Annotated in this window: 15 protein-coding genes; 4 read left to right on the top strand and 11 right to left on the bottom strand. The window is 44.0% G+C overall.

Annotated features, from left to right (window positions below; genetic code table 11):
* Positions 1-552 precede the first annotated feature (552 nt).
* The 6 genes from QUA13_RS23890 to QUA13_RS23865 form a co-directional block, all read right to left on the bottom strand.
* Complete coding sequence (locus tag QUA13_RS23890) at positions 553-795, bottom strand: hypothetical protein (RefSeq protein WP_172185978.1); 243 nt, start codon at positions 793-795, stop codon at positions 553-555.
* 714 nt (positions 796-1,509) lie between these two features.
* Positions 1,510-2,697, bottom strand: coding sequence for a restriction endonuclease (locus tag QUA13_RS23885; protein WP_333202536.1), 1,188 nt, complete (start codon positions 2,695-2,697; stop codon positions 1,510-1,512).
* Between the two features lie 29 nt (positions 2,698-2,726).
* Complete coding sequence (locus tag QUA13_RS23880) at positions 2,727-3,179, bottom strand: HNH endonuclease signature motif containing protein (RefSeq protein WP_333202534.1); 453 nt, start codon at positions 3,177-3,179, stop codon at positions 2,727-2,729.
* Positions 3,170-3,415: a hypothetical protein gene (locus tag QUA13_RS23875; protein ID WP_333202532.1), complete on the bottom strand. Its 246-nt coding sequence runs from the start codon at positions 3,413-3,415 to the stop codon at positions 3,170-3,172. The genes QUA13_RS23880 and QUA13_RS23875 overlap by 10 nt, the downstream gene beginning before the upstream one ends.
* 189 nt (positions 3,416-3,604) lie before the next feature.
* Entirely contained in the window at positions 3,605-6,334 is a 2,730-nt protein-coding gene (gene topA, locus QUA13_RS23870) for a type I DNA topoisomerase (RefSeq protein WP_333202530.1), read from the bottom strand.
* Between the two features lie 97 nt (positions 6,335-6,431).
* Complete coding sequence (locus QUA13_RS23865) at positions 6,432-6,620, bottom strand: hypothetical protein (protein WP_333190539.1); 189 nt, start codon at positions 6,618-6,620, stop codon at positions 6,432-6,434.
* Positions 6,621-6,900: 280 nt separating this feature from the next.
* Between QUA13_RS23865 and QUA13_RS23860 the strand changes: the two genes are divergently transcribed.
* On the top strand, positions 6,901-7,572 hold the full coding sequence (locus QUA13_RS23860; protein WP_333202528.1) for a VOC family protein: 672 nt from the start codon (positions 6,901-6,903) through the stop codon (positions 7,570-7,572).
* A gap of 514 nt (positions 7,573-8,086) precedes the next feature.
* On the opposite strand, the gene QUA13_RS23855 is transcribed toward QUA13_RS23860, so the two are convergent.
* Genes QUA13_RS23855 through QUA13_RS23835 form a run of 5 tightly spaced genes read right to left on the bottom strand, consistent with a single transcriptional unit; the run spans position 8,087 to position 12,954 of the window.
* The gene (locus tag QUA13_RS23855; protein ID WP_333202526.1) at positions 8,087-8,602 is read right to left on the bottom strand and encodes a helix-turn-helix domain-containing protein; all 516 of its coding nucleotides are present in this window, start codon (positions 8,600-8,602) and stop codon (positions 8,087-8,089) included.
* The gene (locus QUA13_RS23850) at positions 8,599-10,722 is read right to left on the bottom strand and encodes a SpoIIE family protein phosphatase (protein ID WP_333202524.1); all 2,124 of its coding nucleotides are present in this window, start codon (positions 10,720-10,722) and stop codon (positions 8,599-8,601) included. The genes QUA13_RS23855 and QUA13_RS23850 overlap by 4 nt, the downstream gene beginning before the upstream one ends.
* On the bottom strand, positions 10,719-11,714 hold the full coding sequence (locus QUA13_RS23845; protein WP_333202522.1) for an ABC transporter substrate-binding protein: 996 nt from the start codon (positions 11,712-11,714) through the stop codon (positions 10,719-10,721). The genes QUA13_RS23850 and QUA13_RS23845 overlap by 4 nt, the downstream gene beginning before the upstream one ends.
* Entirely contained in the window at positions 11,711-12,703 is a 993-nt protein-coding gene (locus QUA13_RS23840) for an ABC transporter substrate-binding protein (protein ID WP_333202520.1), read from the bottom strand. Before QUA13_RS23840 ends, QUA13_RS23845 begins: the two co-directional genes overlap by 4 nt.
* Positions 12,704-12,738: 35 nt before the next feature.
* Positions 12,739-12,954: a hypothetical protein gene (locus tag QUA13_RS23835; protein ID WP_333202518.1), complete on the bottom strand. Its 216-nt coding sequence runs from the start codon at positions 12,952-12,954 to the stop codon at positions 12,739-12,741.
* Between the two features lie 413 nt (positions 12,955-13,367).
* Between QUA13_RS23835 and QUA13_RS23830 the strand changes: the two genes are divergently transcribed.
* From QUA13_RS23830 to QUA13_RS23820, 3 genes are all read left to right on the top strand, one after another.
* Entirely contained in the window at positions 13,368-14,939 is a 1,572-nt protein-coding gene (locus tag QUA13_RS23830) for an NAD(P)H-quinone oxidoreductase subunit N (RefSeq protein WP_333202516.1), read from the top strand.
* A 143-nt stretch (positions 14,940-15,082) separates the two neighbouring features.
* Entirely contained in the window at positions 15,083-15,682 is a 600-nt protein-coding gene (locus QUA13_RS23825) for a Uma2 family endonuclease (RefSeq protein ID WP_333202514.1), read from the top strand.
* A gap of 74 nt (positions 15,683-15,756) precedes the next feature.
* On the top strand, positions 15,757-16,449 hold the full coding sequence (locus QUA13_RS23820; RefSeq protein WP_333202512.1) for a class I SAM-dependent methyltransferase: 693 nt from the start codon (positions 15,757-15,759) through the stop codon (positions 16,447-16,449).
* The last annotated feature ends 69 nt before the right edge of the window (positions 16,450-16,518 follow it).

Raw genomic sequence — 16,518 nt, 5'->3', positions numbered from 1 at the left:
TTTATGTATGACTGTACTTTAAGCCTTGGATAGCTTTCCTCGCCACTCACCCCAAAAAACTGTCCGGACTGTTGATTGTTAAAGTTGTCACTTTTGTGTTAATAAACCGAATTAGTCACCCTAGGAAAAACCTCAAACAACTCTCATTAATATCAAGATGGATTTCTACGATTTGTACCAATATACTTTTGGATTACCGCAGTTTTTTCGTGAAAGTCGATCGCCCATATCACCTTTCTGGTCGCTGAGGAGATTTTAGACCAACGTCCGGTTATTGATAGGGAAAAGAATTACCGAAACCCTAAAATAATACCATTTTTACAAAGTTTGGCTAGAAAATAAGTGTTGGGTTTGTTTACATATGCTCTCGATGGCACAGGTGCGGATCTGTGAGATTGTCGATATTCAAGTTAGGGGTTGTTCATGGCGGCGCACCCTACGACTACTTAGCCGATCGCCACAAAGTAAACTACAGCAATCTCAATCCGAAAATCACTGCATCGGTTTGATTGCTTGCTAGATGCCATCGCCGATATTTCCCGCTGAAAAAACTTAGGACGCGACTAAAACAGGGCACTCCGAAATCCGGCAACTAACAGTAGGTTGCTGCGAAACGACTTGGAGTTCGTGAGGATAGCGGGGACGCGGGTCATTTTCTAACCAGATGGGCGGTACCATCATTACTTCATAGTAAGCGATCGTATGCAAAACCCCTGGCTGGGACTTCAACTCGACTGTCAAGCCCGCTCGGTACTCAAATGCTTCTTCCCAGTCTAAGTTTTCATTGATACCCATAGCGATCGCGCCTCTTAATCTTGTTTCTTTTGTCTATTGTAGGGCGCTACATAAAAGATTGGGTACTTTCTGTTGCTTATGATACATTTTTTAACCTTATATGTTCGTTCCATGACAACTTAACAGAGAGCAGCAATTGTCAATAAGTAAATAGGATGATTTTGCTGACTGGTGAAAAGCAAGTTGAAAAGGTAGGCTTGAGAAGAGTTTGAGTGGATATGTCTCAAAAAAAATAGGGGTGGGCGAACCGCACAGACGTTTATGACACAAAGGAAGAGAAGAGAAGAGAATTTTAAGGACGGAAGTACAAATCTATTTTTGCCCTGTTGTCTAGTGTTTTACATATCAAGAAACTCGGTTTCTTTAAGAAACCGAGTTTCTTGATGAGTGAAAACAAAACTAATTTCACTTGGTTTTCTTCTTTGTCGCTGTCGCCGTATTTTTAGCAAGCGAGATCCTTCTTTATTTCTTTTTGGCAGATGTCTAATACTCAAAGAAAAATATGGCATAATATAAATATTAGTTTCATAGCCTTCCACCTATGACTGCCCAAATCACCCTAAATTTGCCAGATGAAGTCTATCACCAAGCATAATTACTAGCGCAGCAACGCCACCGCAGCGTAAGTGAGATTCTAGTAGAAACTCGTCGGGAAATTTTTCTATTACTAACCGCTAAACCAGTCTCAGTATTGTCTGATTCAGAAGTAATTAATTAATCATGCCAATCGTAATACTGAGGTATGCCACCCCAAAGAGAATAACGATTTAGATTTCCCCAAAGATAAAGTTCACCATCATCTTTGTACTTCTTTTTTGCTCTGAACACCTTTTCTGCATTTAAATAGGAAAGAGCAGCAATCCCTGTATCTGGGATCTCGTATCCTCGAAAAGAATCACCAACTATACTGACCTTAGTCGTTGGGAGTTTCATGAGTAAAGCAGCTCCTTTTGAATCTCGAAGAACAATCGCAAAATAGTTAAAAATGCCCCCAAAGTATTCAGTAAAATGAAAAATCTTACCTTCCAGCGTATCTGTTAAACCATTTAAATTGAGTAAATATTTCAAGTGGTCAGGTTTTACTAGACTAGATTTATCACGAATAATACGCTCGGCGGCGTAAAAAGACCAGCGACTCACCTCATCTGAAGTGGCTAATTTTATGCGTGTCTTTTGTCTAGCGGCGAAGCGTTGAGCACAAGGCAAGTATCGTGAAGTTGTTACAAAAAGTCCTTGATTTGCTCGTTGGTCTTCAACAACAGCACTTAAAGCTTGTACTGCTTGAAGATCGATTGGATTGGATGTGGCGTATCTCTTAGCTTGCACTAGAGTCACAACTTCACCAATCACATCGTTAGAATACAGGCGAATATCTACACCACCGTCAGATCGACCAGAACCAAGTTGAGTGTGATACCCGTTATTACGAAATATCCCATCAAGTAAAACCTCAAACTTTCTGGGATCGAGGTGGTATAAATCATCAGGAGATTTATGAAACCGTTCATAAACCTCTTCATACAGATCCGAAAAATCTGGTTGTACTAAATCGCAAATCCATCGCCATTCAAAGTATTTATGATATGCTTCTTCTAACTCTTCATCATCAATAACCCAAAATGTAAATACTCCACCTCCATAATTTTCAAAGTAGAACCCAGTATTCTTAGTTAGTTCGTCAAATTCATCGCGTAGTTCATTACCATAATAACCATATAGAATTTCGCCAAGTTGCCCAGAAGCACAGAGAACTAAAACGCATGGATTTTCTGGTGGTTCATCATCAAAATGTTCATTCCATGACTTAAATGTGCAATCGTGCCATAATTCTTTTTGTTGCGCCCACGAACAGATAACTGATTTGAGATCTTCAATATTTTTCTCAAGGCGAACGTCTTGCATATGATTAAAATCAAATGTTCTTATCAATATTATGAATTTTGGCGAGGATCGCCAGAGGGAGGATGCCACCCTGCCCTAATCCATAAACGACGAGCTCTGATAATCGCTCCTTCATTATGATATAGATCGTTAAGGTCTAATCGATCGCAGGTTCCCCTACCTGTTGGAGTAATACCCATTATTTCTAAACCATCCGCAGACCAGTTAAAATGCTCAGACCATTGCTGTTGACGGGGGTTAAACAAAGTTACTTCTTGTTCTGTTTCTGGGTCAGTACCCGTGACAAAATTATAGCGATTATTATTACAGCGATGACAAGCTAAAGCTAAGTTTTCAAGCTCATCGCTACCACCAATCGATCGAGGTAAAATATGATCTATCGTAAATAGAGTAGAGCTACTTTCTTCCGCTGAATGGCAATATTCACAAAGAAAATTAGCTCTACTTCTTACTAAATTTCTAGTAACGCGGTTTACGGACATGAGGCTGCTATAACTTTAGCGTTAATTAAGGTAAAAATCCGATCTAGTTCTAGTAAGCTTGCTAATTCTACAACCTCTTCTGAAGTTAAAAGATTAGCCTTTTTTCTGTCGGCTAGTTCTTCTAATCTAGTTTGCAGGTTTTCCGTAAATTTGAATAAGTAAAGATTTCTGACTTTCTGAATCGAAATCTCACGATCGATCCAGTAGGAAGGTTGTACCATAAGTTCAGCTATCATGGTGATTCAATTACTCCAATTACTACATGGATAGTCTTGATTATATCATGAGAACGAAAGGATTACTTTAGAAAGAGCCGACCTACTTACGCACGGCGATCGCAGAAACCGGGTTTTTTACCTAATCTGTCTGCTCAAACAAATTATTGCAAAAAACGCGGTTTCTGACCGTACAGTGGGTAAATCCTGCTAACTTGACTTAGTTGTTTTCTTGGCTGTTGTCGCAGTCGCCGCCTTCTTAGTAGTCGTTTTTTTCGCCCCAGTCGTCGTCTTTTTAGCAGTGGTTTTCTTCGCCGCAGTCTTCTCAGTTGCAGTCTCGGACTTCGCCGCAGTCTTAGTAGACTTCTTCGACTTGCTGCTAGATTTACCGCCTCCCGCTGCTTCCTTGGTTGCTAACAATTCCAGTGCTCTTTGTAAGGTGAAATTCTCCACAGATTCATCCTTCGACAAAGAAGCATTGATATCGCCGTGTTTCACGTAAGGGCCATAGCGGCCATCGTAAACATTAAGCGGTTCTCCCGATTCTGGATGCGCGCCCAATTCTTTCAAAGGTGTGGCTGTTTTGCTGCTGCCCCGAACGGCTTTCGGTTGCGCTAACATTTCCAATGCCCGATCGAGCTCGATCGTCAAAACATCATCCGGGGGTTTGATCGATCGATAATCTTTCCCCACCTTACCCTGGTCGTGCACCACATAAGGCCCGTACATCCCCAAATTAGCTTGCACCTTCGCCCCCGTCTCCGGGTGAGTGCCCAACAAGCGGGGTAAAGTCAACAAACTCACCGCCATATCCAGCGTCACGCTATCCTTATCCGTCCCCTTCGGTAAAGAAGCCCGCTTCGGTTTCTTGTTGGTTTCCGAAACTTCCCCTAACTGAACGTATGGCCCATAACTGCCAATTAGCACATAAATCGGTTCCCCAGTTTCCGGGTGAAGACCCAATTTTTCCGGGCCTTCGGTTTTTTGCTTTAACAGAAACTCCACTTGTTCCGGGTCTAAATCTGCCGGCGTCAAATCTTGGGGAATCGATGCTTTTACCAGACCTTCTTCGCTTTCAGATTCCAGGTATGCGCCGAATTTGCCGATGCACACTTTAGCAGTAATATTCTCCAATACCACAGTTCGGGCAACTTTGGCATCAATCTGGCTTTCCTGTTCTTTTACTTGGGTTGCGAGTCCGGTTTCCCCTGTATAAAACTTTTGCAAATACGGCAGCCATTTCGCCTCGCCGGTGGCAATTTCATCGAGGGTTTGTTCCATTCTGGAAGTAAAACCGGTGTCTACTAAATCGGGAAAATGTGTTTCCAATAAAGTCGTGACGGCGAAAGCGGTGAATGTCGGAATTAGGGCATTAGCTATTAATTTCGCATATCCCCGATCGACAATTGTACCGATAATACTCGCGTAGGTACTCGGACGGCCCACACCTTCGCTTTCGAGCATTTTGACCAGAGAAGCTTCCGTATAGCGGGCGGGAGGTTGAGTTTCGTGTCCAACTGCCTCTAAATCCTTACAATTAGGTTTATCCCCCACCTTCAGCGCCGGCAAAATCACCTCTTGGTCTTCCAACGCCGCATTCGGATCGTCGGAACCTTCCACGTAGGCCCGCAAAAAGCCTGGAAAATCAATGCGTTTGCCGCTGGAACGGAAACCGGCATCTTCTACCTGAGTTAATACAGTGACGTGAGTTTGGCGGGAATCGGCCATTTGAGAAGCCACAGTCCGCTTCCAAATCAAATCGTAGAGGCGGAAATCAATGCCATCCAATCCGGTTTGCTGCGGAGTCCGAAAAGTGCTGCCTGCGGGACGGATAGCTTCGTGGGCTTCCTGGGCGCCTTTGCTTTTCGTGGTGTATTTGCGCGGTTGGGGGCTGAGGTATTCGCTGCCGTAAAGTTCTTGCACGCAACTGCGCGCCGCTGCGATCGCCTGTTCGGACAAATGCACCGAATCCGTCCGCATATAGGTGATAAAACCGCGTTCGTAGAGACTTTGGGCAATGCGCATGGTTTCCCGCGCACCCAGCCGCAGCTTGCGGTTAGCTTCCTGCTGCAAAGTCGAGGTCGTAAACGGCGGCGAGGGTTTGCGGGTGACTGGCCGTTCTTCGAGATTTGTGACAGTCCAGGGTTTGTTTTGAATGCGTGAAAGTAAAGCCCGCGCCTGTTCTTCGTTCAGCAAAAGTACGCGGCGGCCTGCGATAATTTGCCCGGTATTTTCATCAAAATCGCTGCCGTTTGCAACTTTCACCTTGCCGACTGTCACGAGTTTGGCATCAAAGGAAATTTTGCCCTTTTCCAAAAGGGCTTTTAAATCCCAGTAGCTACCTTGGCGGAAGGCGCGGCGTTCCCGTTCCCGGCGCACCAACAGGCGTACAGCGACTGACTGTACTCTACCGGCGGACAAACCCCAAGCGATTTTTTTCCACAGCAGCGGAGAGAGTGTGTAACCGACGAGTCGATCGAGAATTCGGCGAGTTTCTTGGGCTTGTACAACTCGATTGTCGATATCGCGGCAGTGAGTTAAGGCGTCGCGGATAGCTTCGCGGGTGATTTCGTGAAACACCATCCGCTTGATGGGCACTTTGGGTTTGAGGATTTGCAGCAAATGCCAGGAAATGCTTTCGCCTTCCCGGTCTTCGTCAGTGGCTAGAATCAGTTCTGTGGCGTCTTTGAGGGCGTCTTTGAGTTCTTTAACAATTTTCTTTTTATCTTTCGGGATGACGTAGAGGGGTTCAAAGTCTGCCTCCACGTTTACGCCGAGTTGCGCCCATTTTTCTCCTTTAACGGCTTCTGGTATTTCTTCGGCGGAGGATGGTAGGTCGCGGACATGGCCCATCGATGCCTCTACACGGTAGGTGGAGGGCAGGAAGTTGCGGATGGTACGGGCTTTTGTGGGAGATTCGACGATGACTAAGGTTGACATGGCATCTTTTAAATATGGATGGCAGCGCAGCTAGAGGGTCTAAGTTAGAGAGTGTAGGTCAGATGTCAAGGCTTCTTTCAACTTTGGGCGATTATTTTCAAACTACCTTAATTTTTAAGTTACTGCCGATCGGGTGGCAGGTGACAATGTGATGAGATTTTACTGCTTTCGGGGCAGAGGCTGCGAATCGCGTCTCTACAAGATGCACCGGAGGATGACCTGACTCTAACAGAATTGTCGGTAACTGGATGTTGAGACTGCTGGATGCGGGCGGATGGTTCCTCAATCTGGTTGTAACTTGAAGCTTGGGAATTTTGGGCGATCGATTGCGCGATTTTAGATTTTAGATTTTAGATTTTAGATTTTAGATTGGGAAAGATTGACTCAGTAGAGGTTTGGGACTATCGATTGCGCGATTTTAGATTTTAGATTGGGAAAGATTGACTGAGTAGAGGTTTGGGATTTTGGTACAGTACGCTGTGCATTATAAGCGTGGCGATCGGAAAACAAGCAATCACAGAGGATTAAAATTATTTGAGCGATCGATCAATTCTCTGAACAATGCTATGACATTTGAATTCGACCATCTTTTCATTCTTACTGATATTGGTGCTTCGGAAGCTAATCGTTTATCATCCTTCGGTTTAGTTGAGGGTGCATCTCGCATTCATCGCGGACAAGGTACAGCCAATCGCTGTTTCTTTTTCGATAACGCAATGTTGGAATTGTTATGGATTCACGATCCAGAAGAGGCGCAGTCTGAGCCAATTCATCAGACTCGTCTTTGGGAGCGATCGACTAATCGGAATAATGGTGCGTGTCCATTTGGCATCTGTTTGCGTCCAGCCAAAGGTTCTGAGGACACAGTTGCATTTTCTAGTTGGGCATATCGTCCACCTTATTTATCTGAAACGATGAGTATAAGGGTGGCAACAAATAGTGATGTGTTGAGTGAGCCGATGCTATTCCAAATTTCCTTTAGTCAACGTCCCGATCAATACTCTGCCCAGAAGTCACAGCCTTTGGAGCATGGTGTTGGTTTACGCGAAATTACTCGTGTAGAATTAGTCAGTCCTGCTGCCAATAATCCGTCACCTGAACTTCAAGCAGTGCTGGAGACAAATCAGGTAAAGTTACGGATAGGAACCGAGTATTTTGTGGAGCTTGGTTTTGATGGAGAAGTGCAGGGACAACAGGTAGATTTTCGACCTGGATTGCCGCTTATTATCAGTTGGTAGTTTAAACCCGCCAGCTAACAATGAGATTCTATAAGCTGCAGAAGTCATACCCAGATGGTGCCGAAACTGTTTGCTCAAATAGCTGTGGCTATTAAAGTCCCACCAATCAGGCAATTTCCATAATCGATCGCTCTTTTTGTTTTAACAACTGCTTTGCCCTATCAATATCCGCTGTTGCAGCAGATATTTATCAGGAACCCTGCCGATCGCCTCTTTGAACAGATGACTAAATTAAAATTTACTCAGGCCTAGCAATGCACCTAAATCAGCAAGTTTGAGGTCTTGACTTAGATATTTGTTGTTGTATAGTATTTATCAGCTTTGTGGGGGAACTGTCCATATAAATAATAACATGAGAAAACTCCATTTCACTTTACCTATTGGTTTGACTCCAAAAGCTGTAATCTTGTTTTTTTCAATTGCTTTTAAACAACTTTATTCTCGTTTCATCTTGAAACCAATATTTGAGTTTATTGTTTTGCTGGATTTGCGGTAGTAGACTCTAACCATCAAGCTAATTTGAGGAATTTTCTTGAGCTTTTTTTATTTTCAACTCGATGTCGGCATCCTGAGCTTTTTCGTTATTTACAGGCTTCGATACCTTTAATTTGGCTTTCATGCGATAGTGTAATTGCTTGTGTAATGTTTGATATTTAACTGATACGTGATAGTTATCTTCTACCCATTGACCGATTTCTTTATAAGTCTTAAATTCACAGGATTCTTCACTTAATTTTTGTGAAATTCCGGCTATTACCGCTGAGGGAATTACTCGGGGTCTACCAGTGGGTTGCCGTATTTTTAACAGTTCTGGCAGACCGCCCGCCATATATTGTTTTAACCATCTATGTACAGTAATTCTATGTACACCTAAACGTTCAGCTACATCTGTAAGGCTTTGACTCGCTCCAGCTTTTAACCAATAAAGTGCCTGAATTTTTTGTCGATTAGCTAGAGTTCGCTCCTGCGCCAGAATTTTTTTTAACTCGTCTGCTGTTAAATCAATTCTTTCTTGGTAGTTTACTTTCATAAAGTATTCCTCAAACTTTCAACTTGATTGTAGCATACTTTTGGAGAACTGATATTATTAACTAAATTTCCCTTTTCAGTAACGTCCGCCTGCCGCTTAAAGACTAGCAACGTAATATCATCAAACACTTTCTGCTTACCGATATGTTGCCGTACATCTAGAATCACCGCATCCTTAACTTCTGCGGCAGACTTGTGCCAATTTTGACCGATCACTTCACAGAGTTGCTTAAGTCCATACTGCTTTTTACCGATGTTATAGGCTTCTGGAATGCCATCTGTATATAGCACCACGCCATCTCCAGGTTCTAGCTCAATTGAAATGTGACTGATGAAGCGTGCGATATCATCATCTAAAGCGATCGGCAAGCCTAAATCCATCGTGTCGATGCGCTCAACCTCTCCATTTTTTCGCACCACTAGGGTTTCTTCATGCTGACCGCTGATGCTGATCAGTCCTTCGGAGTAGCTCAAAATCGCCAGCGTCAGACTTTTTTCAGAATTCATGCGCTGCACGTTTTTGTAGAGGGTACGGTTGAGTACATCCAGGAATCGAACGGGGTCGAGTTCACGAATCTCTTGCAGAGTGCGAACTGAGGTTTGCGCCATCAGCATCAGAATGCCACTTTCCAGGCCGTGTCCGGTGACATCACCGATAGCCAGTGTGACAATACCATCGATCTGTAGCACGTCGTAGTAGTCACCTCCTACTTCATCGGCGGGTTCCATGTATCCGGCGATATCTAGTCCGTCAATTTCCAGTTCCTCAGGGTTGGGCAAAATCATTTGCTGGATCTGACGCGCCACATTCAATTCTGCACCTAAGCGGAGGTTGTCTACTTTAAGTTTGTCGTTGAGGGCAATGATTTCTTGATTAGCATTAGCGAGTTCTGCTGTTCGTTCTTTAACTTTGTCTTCGAGGGTTTCAAAGGATTCTTTGAGTTGCCTCGCCATGCTGTTGAAGGATCGTGCCAGCAGACCGATTTCGTCTTGCGATCGCATCTTCACACGGATGTCTAAGTTACCCGCCGTAAACTGGGCAACCGCTTGGGTGAGGTCAATCAGAGGCTTTGTTAATAGTTGTGCGATCGCAAAAGCGATGATAGTTACAATTCCGGCGATGATTGCTAATAAAAAAAGTGCATCGCGTATTTGTTTTTCTACAGGTGCTAGGGCAACGGCAATCGGCTGTGCGAAAACGACTGACCAACGTTGACGTTTCAGGTGGGCGATCGCTAAGAGGCTCAACTCATTATTACCCGTAGCTGCCAATCGTGTGGTTAGATAAGGCTGTTTAGTGTCTAATGCTTGCTTGAGGTCGGGCAAATTGATTGCAAGTTCTTTCGTTAGATTCTTAGGCAAACGCCCTTCGCGTTGCAGTTTCGCTACAACATTGGGTGACAAAGGCACAATCGATTTGAAAAGGAGTTCAGGTTTAGTGCTATGTGCCAGATGAATATAGTGCTCATCTAAAAGAACTGCTAACGATTTCGCACGTGCGTGTTCAGTTTCCCTAGTCACCAACTGCTGGACAGATGTGGCATTGTATGTCACCCGCAATACACCCAATATATTTCCCTTCGCATCGCGAACAGGACTGCTAAAAAAAAGCGTAACGAGGTTGGGAATTGTCGGCGATTGCCTCATACTAGAAACAAAAGGTCGTTGAGTTTTGAGCAGTTCTTGGAAGTAATCTTGACCGGATTCATCTCGTCCAACATCCGGTGTATTCGTATCGAGTACATTCCGTCCCTGTAAGTTGAGCAAGGCATAGGAGATAATATTAAGCATATCTTTGCGACTGAGCCGGGTTAAGGTTTCAGTCGCTAACATCTCTTGGGGACTACCATTTCGCCGTTCTGGAGGTAGGCCCAGATAGGCGGCCAAACCTGGTAAAATCGCTTCTACGCGCACGGCATCGAGATTCCCATTAATAAACCCATCTATTCTGTAAGCGGTTTCGTTAGCCGCCGCAGATAGGGCTTGTCGTGCGTTGTCGGTCAAGGCATTTTCAGTTGTATGTTTGTCGATAAATGCTAACAGCAGCAATGGAATCAGAGCAACGACGAGAAACGACACGATTAACTTTGTACGAATGCTATTGAAAAAGGAGCGCTTCATGGTTTCAGACTAGGAGGGGGGGTTAAGAAAGAAGAATTGAACAAGGTTTCTAGATTATTGGGAAGGCGCGTCACATTGCCAGCGCGAAGAAAAAAGTCCGCATATTTCTTGGCGGTTTTGTAGATATAATGAGGACTGTCTGATTGAAAGAACTTTTGATTTTCTGCAAAGCCAGTGAGGTCTATTCCCTCGAAAGGTCTTGTATTGCTGGGAATATTCAATGCTTTGCTCACGATCGCGTTTCCTTCCGTAATATTTGCTTTCCAATATGACAAGCCTTGAAACCAGCCTCGCACAAAGGCGCGAATATCTTCGGGGCGATCGCGTATTGCCTCACCCCGAAACGCGATCAAATCCAAAATTAAGCCTGGGGTTTGTTTGCTTGTAAACAAAATTTTTGCTCCTAATTTTAATGATTCAGAAAGATGCGGTTCCCAAGTGTGCCCTGCTTGGATAGCATTGTTTTGTAAGCGCTGGGGAACGTCTAAACCATCAACTTTAACCAGCCTAACATCATCGCTCGTCAGCTTAGAGATTTTCAACATCTCAGTAACGAAAACTTCGCTAAAGCCGCCTAGATTTGCACCAAGCTTTTTTCCTTTCAAGTTAAGAATTGTTTTAATGTCCGATTGCGCGACTACCACATCTGCACCTGTCGATTCATCCACAACCATCACAGCTTGGATATCAGGATTTGTGGCACTCAAGATCATGAAATCTCCCAAGGTTAATCCAATCCCATCATACTTCCCTGCACTGAAATCTGCTTGTTGCAATTGTAAGTAGTTTACATAGCTCAGTTCCACGTCTATCCCTTGCGCTTTGAAGAATCCTTTCTCTTGAGCAATGATGCCAGGTCTATGGCCAACAAAAGAGATAAAACTTACTTTCAGGGGAGGACGTTTTACTTTTAGAGATTCCGGAGAATGACAAGCAAACAGCAGCCAGCAGGTAATAATAATAAAGATGCTGTTGAAAAAGGTGCGCTTCATGGTTTCAGACTAGGAGGGGGGGCTAAGAAAGAAGAATTGAACAAGGTTTCTAGATTGGGAAGGCGCGTAACATTGCCAGCGCGAATAAAAAAGTCCGCATATTTATTGGCGGTTTTGTAGATATAATTAGGACTTTCTGATTGAAAGAACTTTTGATTTTCTGCAAAGTCAGTGAGGTCTATTCCCTCGAAAGAGACTGTCTTGCTGGGAATATTCAACGCTTTGCTCACGATCTCGTTTCCTTCGGGAATATTTGCTTCCCAATATGACAAGCCTTGAAGCCAGCCTCGCACAAAGGCGCGAATATCTTCGGGGCGATCGCGTATGGTCTCACCCCGAAACGCGAGCAAATCTAAAATTAAGCCAGGGGTTTGTTTGCTTGTAAACAAAATTTTTGCCCCTAATTTTAATGCTTCAGAAAGATGCGGTTCCCAAGTGTGTCCTGCTTGGATAGTATTGTTTTGTAAGCGATTGGGAACGTCTAAAGCCTCGACTTTAACCAGCCTAACATCATCGCTCGTCAGCTTAGAGGTTTTCAACATCTCAGTAACGAAGACTTCGCTAAAACTGCCTAGATGTGTACCAAGTTTTTTTCCTTTCAAGTTAGGGATTGTTTTAATCTCCGATTGCGCGACTACCACATCTGCACCTGTCGATTCATCCACAACCATCACAGCTTGCATATCAGGATTTGTGGCACTCAAGATCATAAAATCTCCCAAGGTCAATCCGATCCCATCATACTTCCCTGCACTGAAATCCGCGTCTTGCAATTGTGAGTAGTCTACATAGCTCAGTTCCACGTCTATTCCTTGCGCTTTGAAGAATCCTTTTTCTTGAGCAATGATGAGAGGTGTATAGCCAACAAAAGGAACACAAGATATTTTTAGGGGAGGACGTTTTACTTTTAGAGGCTCCCGAAAATGACAAGCAAACAGCAGCCAGCAAGTAATAATAAAAATACAGATGTAATTGAGTGGTTTAGACATACTATATAGAGCATTCCTGGTGTAAAAAAGGCGAGTCATATTTTCTTAAGCCCGATCGACCTAAGTGCATCGTCCGCAATCGCCGCTAAACTTGTTCCGGTGGCGATATCTAGAACTTGCTGGCCCGATCGCACTTTTATCAATTTTACTAACCGAGTTGCAGCCTGTTTGTAAAATTCATTCTCGTAGTCGCGACGGTTGTTGAAGTCATTGAGAATCTGCTGTTTGTAGGCACTTAGCGAGTCAGTCATGCCGAATTACTGGTTTAACTTTCTACATTGTGGCAGTTATGGTCGATCGCGACGATAGCCGCCGGTGACATCAGTCAATCGATTTTAGATTTTAGATTTTAGATTTTAGATTAAAGAATTGAAGGATTGACCCCACGGATAAATTCGGGGGCTGCTTTATCGGATACAGGTTTTTTATTTCTGGACGGATGAATCCGGGGCTTGTATCCTGGATGCTTTCGGTCGGCAATCTCTACAATGCCTGCAAATGTATGCAAAACCGCTAGCGAGTATCCACTCCCCCGCAACAAACACCCGCCCAACTCGGCTTGCGAAGCTCTAATCCGCTACAATCTGTGTTTGGTAAAGAATTTTTACGAGTTCACTGCCCATTACAGCCTTTGCGGCTTGTACTACCCAACCTGCGTGAAAATATGGATTTTGCTACTCTTGCCGCCCAGCTAAATGCTGGAACTATCTTACCGGAGGGAATTGTCATCATCACCCTCTTGGTTGTTCTCGTCGGCGATTTAATCGTAGGCCGCAGTTCCTCGGGTTGGACTCCCTACGTTGCCGTTGCGGGTTTGCTCGCCGCCGTCGCTGCTTTATGTTTGCAGTGGGATAACACGGATACCATCTCGTTTCTGGGCGGTTTTAACAGCGATGCCTTGAGTTTACTGTTTCGCGGAATTATCGCTTTGACTACGGCTGTCACTATTTTGATATCCGTCCGCTATGTACTGCAAACGGGTACTGCTTTAGCGGAATTTATCGGCATTTTGCTCAGCGCTACTTTGGGGGGAATGTTCCTCAGCGGCGCTGATGAATTGGTGATGATTTTTATTTCGTTGGAAACTCTGAGTATCTCGTCTTATTTGCTGACGGGTTACACAAAACGCGACCCGCGTTCCAATGAAGCTGCTTTGAAATATTTGTTAATTGGGTCGTCTTCTTCGGCAGTGTTTCTCTACGGGCTTTCGTTGCTGTACGGGTTGTCTGGCGGCGAAACTAAGCTGAGTGCGATCGCGGCTAGCCTTTCTACTGTGAATGAAGGTCAATCTCTCGGTTTGGTGATTGCTTTGGTTTTTACGATCGCCGGAATCGCCTTCAAAATCTCTGCAGTGCCCTTCCACCAATGGACTCCTGACGTTTACGAAGGTTCTCCTACACCCGTTGTTGCCTTCCTTTCTGTGGGTTCCAAAGCAGCCGGTTTTGCGCTAGCAATCCGCTTGTTAACAACTGCTTTCCCCGCACTTACCGAACAGTGGCACTTCGTATTCACGGCCTTAGCCATTCTCAGCATGGTGTTGGGCAATGTGGTTGCCCTCGCCCAGACTAGCATGAAGCGGCTTTTGGCTTATTCGTCGATCGCCCAAGCCGGTTTTGTAATGATTGGTTTGGTTGCAGGCACAGAAGCCGGTTACTCCAGCATGATATTTTATCTGTTGGTTTACGTGTTTATGAACTTGGGCGCTTTCGCCTGCATCATTCTGTTCTCCCTGCGGACTGGAACCGACCAAATTAGCGAATACTCGGGTTTGTATCAAAAAGACCCGCTGCTAACTTTAACGTTGAGTATTTGCCTGCTTTCTCTCGGCGGAATTCCGCCCCTGGCTGGATTTTTCGGCAAAATTTATCTGTTCTGGGCCGGCTGGCAAGCTGGACTTTACGGCTTAGTTATCCTGGGATTAATTACCACCGTGGTTTCGATTTACTACTACATCCGCGTTGTCAAGATGATGGTAGTGAAGGAACCTCAAGAAATGTCAGACGCGGTAAAAAATTATCCCGAAGTTCGCTGGAACCTTCAGGGAATGCGGCCTTTGCAGGTCAGCGTTGTACTCACGTTAGTTGCGACCAGTTTGGCAGGAATTTTGTCTAATCCTTTGTTTAATTTAGCAAACGATTCTGTTATCAAAACTCCCCTGTTGCAGTCAGCATTGAGTCACATTATACCGATTTCTGCTGCGAAACTTGAATCTAATTTGTTGTCTCACCGGGATTAAGTTTACCTGGTTTTGAAATATTGAAAAGCGCCTAACTTTGTGAAGTTGGGCGTTTCTTTTTTGTTGTGATATACTGTCAAGTATGATTTTTAACCGCAGATGTAGGCAGATAAACGCAGATAAAAGTTAGTACAGAGGCAACCATGTTAGTACAAAGTAAAGAAAAGTTTTATACTCCAGATGAGTACCGGGAGTTAGAAGAAACTGCTGAGTTTAGAAATGAATACCGCGATGGAGAAATTGTACAAATGAGTGGTGGTAGTATTAATCACAGCCGGATTATCCGAAATTTGAGTAGAGTCTTGGGAAATTTGCTTGAGGGGCAGCCCTATGAGCTTTTTCACAACGATTTGCGGTTGTGGATTCCTCGGTACCGACGGGGAACTTACCCGGATGTGATGGTTATTGAAGGAGAGCCAGTTTTCAACGAGGGACGCAGTGATGAGATCCTCAATCCGATGCTCATTGTGGAAGTGCTCTCTAAATCTACCAAAGATTTCGATAAAGAGGATAAGTTTCGGTTTTATCGCTCGATTCCTGAATTGCGGGAATATGTATTAGTGAGCCAATATGAGTTTTTGGTCGAACAGTATATTAAAACTGAATCGAATGAGTGGTTATTTAGGGAATATGAGGGAGAAATAGCAACAGTTTCTTTTGCTTCGGTGGGAGTGCAAATGTCGATGAGTGAGATTTATGTAAAAGTAGTATTTGAAACCCCGGAAACGGAAGTACAGGAATGAAATTCATCCTAGTGGGGGATGCGAAGCTTAACTTTATGACTGGCAAACCAAAATATAGCTATTAGGAAAGGAACATGACAATCGGAGAAAACCTCCAAGAACAAGTTGATTACTACCGTGCCAGAGCTAGCGAATATGATGAATGGTTTTACAGAATAGGTCGTTACGATCGCGGAGCGGAAATGAACCAGCGTTGGTTTAATCAGGTTGCCGTTGTTAAAAGTGCTTTGCATAAACTTGGCAAATTTGCAAGTGTTTTAGAGTTGGCTTGCGGTACGGGTATTTGGACTGCTGAACTTTTGCAGGTGGGCGAGGAACTCGATGCTTTTGATGCCGCCCCAGAAGTTATCGAAATTAACCGCCAAAAGCTAAATGCTTCTCAAGTTACTTACCGACAGATCGATTTATTTTCATGGGAACCCGATCGCGAGTACGATCTAGTTTTCTTTGCTTTTTGGCTTTCTCACGTACCCCCAACTTTAGTGGATGAGTTTTTAGAAAAAGTTTACCGATCGGTTCGCTTTGGGGGACAAATATTTATCGTTGACTCTTTATTTGAAGAAACATCTTCAGCCACAAATCATATTCTGAAGGATGAAACCAGTATTTGCCAAAATCGCAAGTTAAATGACGGTAGAGACTTTCAAGTTTATAAAGTTTATTACCAGTCGGATTCGCTTTTAGAAAAATTAACTAAAATCGGGTTTAAAGCCGAAGTTAAGGTGACAGAAAGCTATTTTATTTACGCTACCGGGATTAAGATTTAAAGTTTTCTTTCCTAATCTGTCGCGCTATGTGTAGAGAAGATGAGGACATTTTTGGAAAAAATTTGCCAA

The sequence above is a fragment of the Microcoleus sp. S28C3 genome, assembly GCF_036700785.1.
Lineage (GTDB): Bacteria > Cyanobacteriota > Cyanobacteriia > Cyanobacteriales > Microcoleaceae > Microcoleus > Microcoleus asticus.
Note: the sequence above shows the minus strand (reverse complement) of the source record. Positions and strands in the feature narration are given on the sequence as shown.

Bases quoted from the DNA above. Each gene is read 5' to 3' on its own strand.
- QUA13_RS23890 (WP_172185978.1), bottom strand. From the start codon at position 795: ATGGGTATCAATGAAAACTTAGACTGGGAAGAAGCATTTGAGTACCGA.
- QUA13_RS23885 (WP_333202536.1), bottom strand. From the start codon at position 2,697: ATGCAAGACGTTCGCCTTGAGAAAAATATTGAAGATCTCAAATCAGTT.
- QUA13_RS23880 (WP_333202534.1), bottom strand. From the start codon at position 3,179: ATGTCCGTAAACCGCGTTACTAGAAATTTAGTAAGAAGTAGAGCTAAT.
- QUA13_RS23875 (WP_333202532.1), bottom strand. From the start codon at position 3,415: ATGATAGCTGAACTTATGGTACAACCTTCCTACTGGATCGATCGTGAG.
- topA (WP_333202530.1), bottom strand. From the start codon at position 6,334: ATGTCAACCTTAGTCATCGTCGAATCTCCCACAAAAGCCCGTACCATC.
- QUA13_RS23860 (WP_333202528.1), top strand. From the start codon at position 6,901: ATGACATTTGAATTCGACCATCTTTTCATTCTTACTGATATTGGTGCT.
- QUA13_RS23855 (WP_333202526.1), bottom strand. From the start codon at position 8,602: ATGAAAGTAAACTACCAAGAAAGAATTGATTTAACAGCAGACGAGTTA.
- QUA13_RS23850 (WP_333202524.1), bottom strand. From the start codon at position 10,722: ATGAAGCGCTCCTTTTTCAATAGCATTCGTACAAAGTTAATCGTGTCG.
- QUA13_RS23845 (WP_333202522.1), bottom strand. From the start codon at position 11,714: ATGAAGCGCACCTTTTTCAACAGCATCTTTATTATTATTACCTGCTGG.
- QUA13_RS23840 (WP_333202520.1), bottom strand. From the start codon at position 12,703: ATGTCTAAACCACTCAATTACATCTGTATTTTTATTATTACTTGCTGG.
- QUA13_RS23835 (WP_333202518.1), bottom strand. From the start codon at position 12,954: ATGACTGACTCGCTAAGTGCCTACAAACAGCAGATTCTCAATGACTTC.
- QUA13_RS23830 (WP_333202516.1), top strand. From the start codon at position 13,368: ATGGATTTTGCTACTCTTGCCGCCCAGCTAAATGCTGGAACTATCTTA.
- QUA13_RS23825 (WP_333202514.1), top strand. From the start codon at position 15,083: ATGTTAGTACAAAGTAAAGAAAAGTTTTATACTCCAGATGAGTACCGG.
- QUA13_RS23820 (WP_333202512.1), top strand. From the start codon at position 15,757: ATGACAATCGGAGAAAACCTCCAAGAACAAGTTGATTACTACCGTGCC.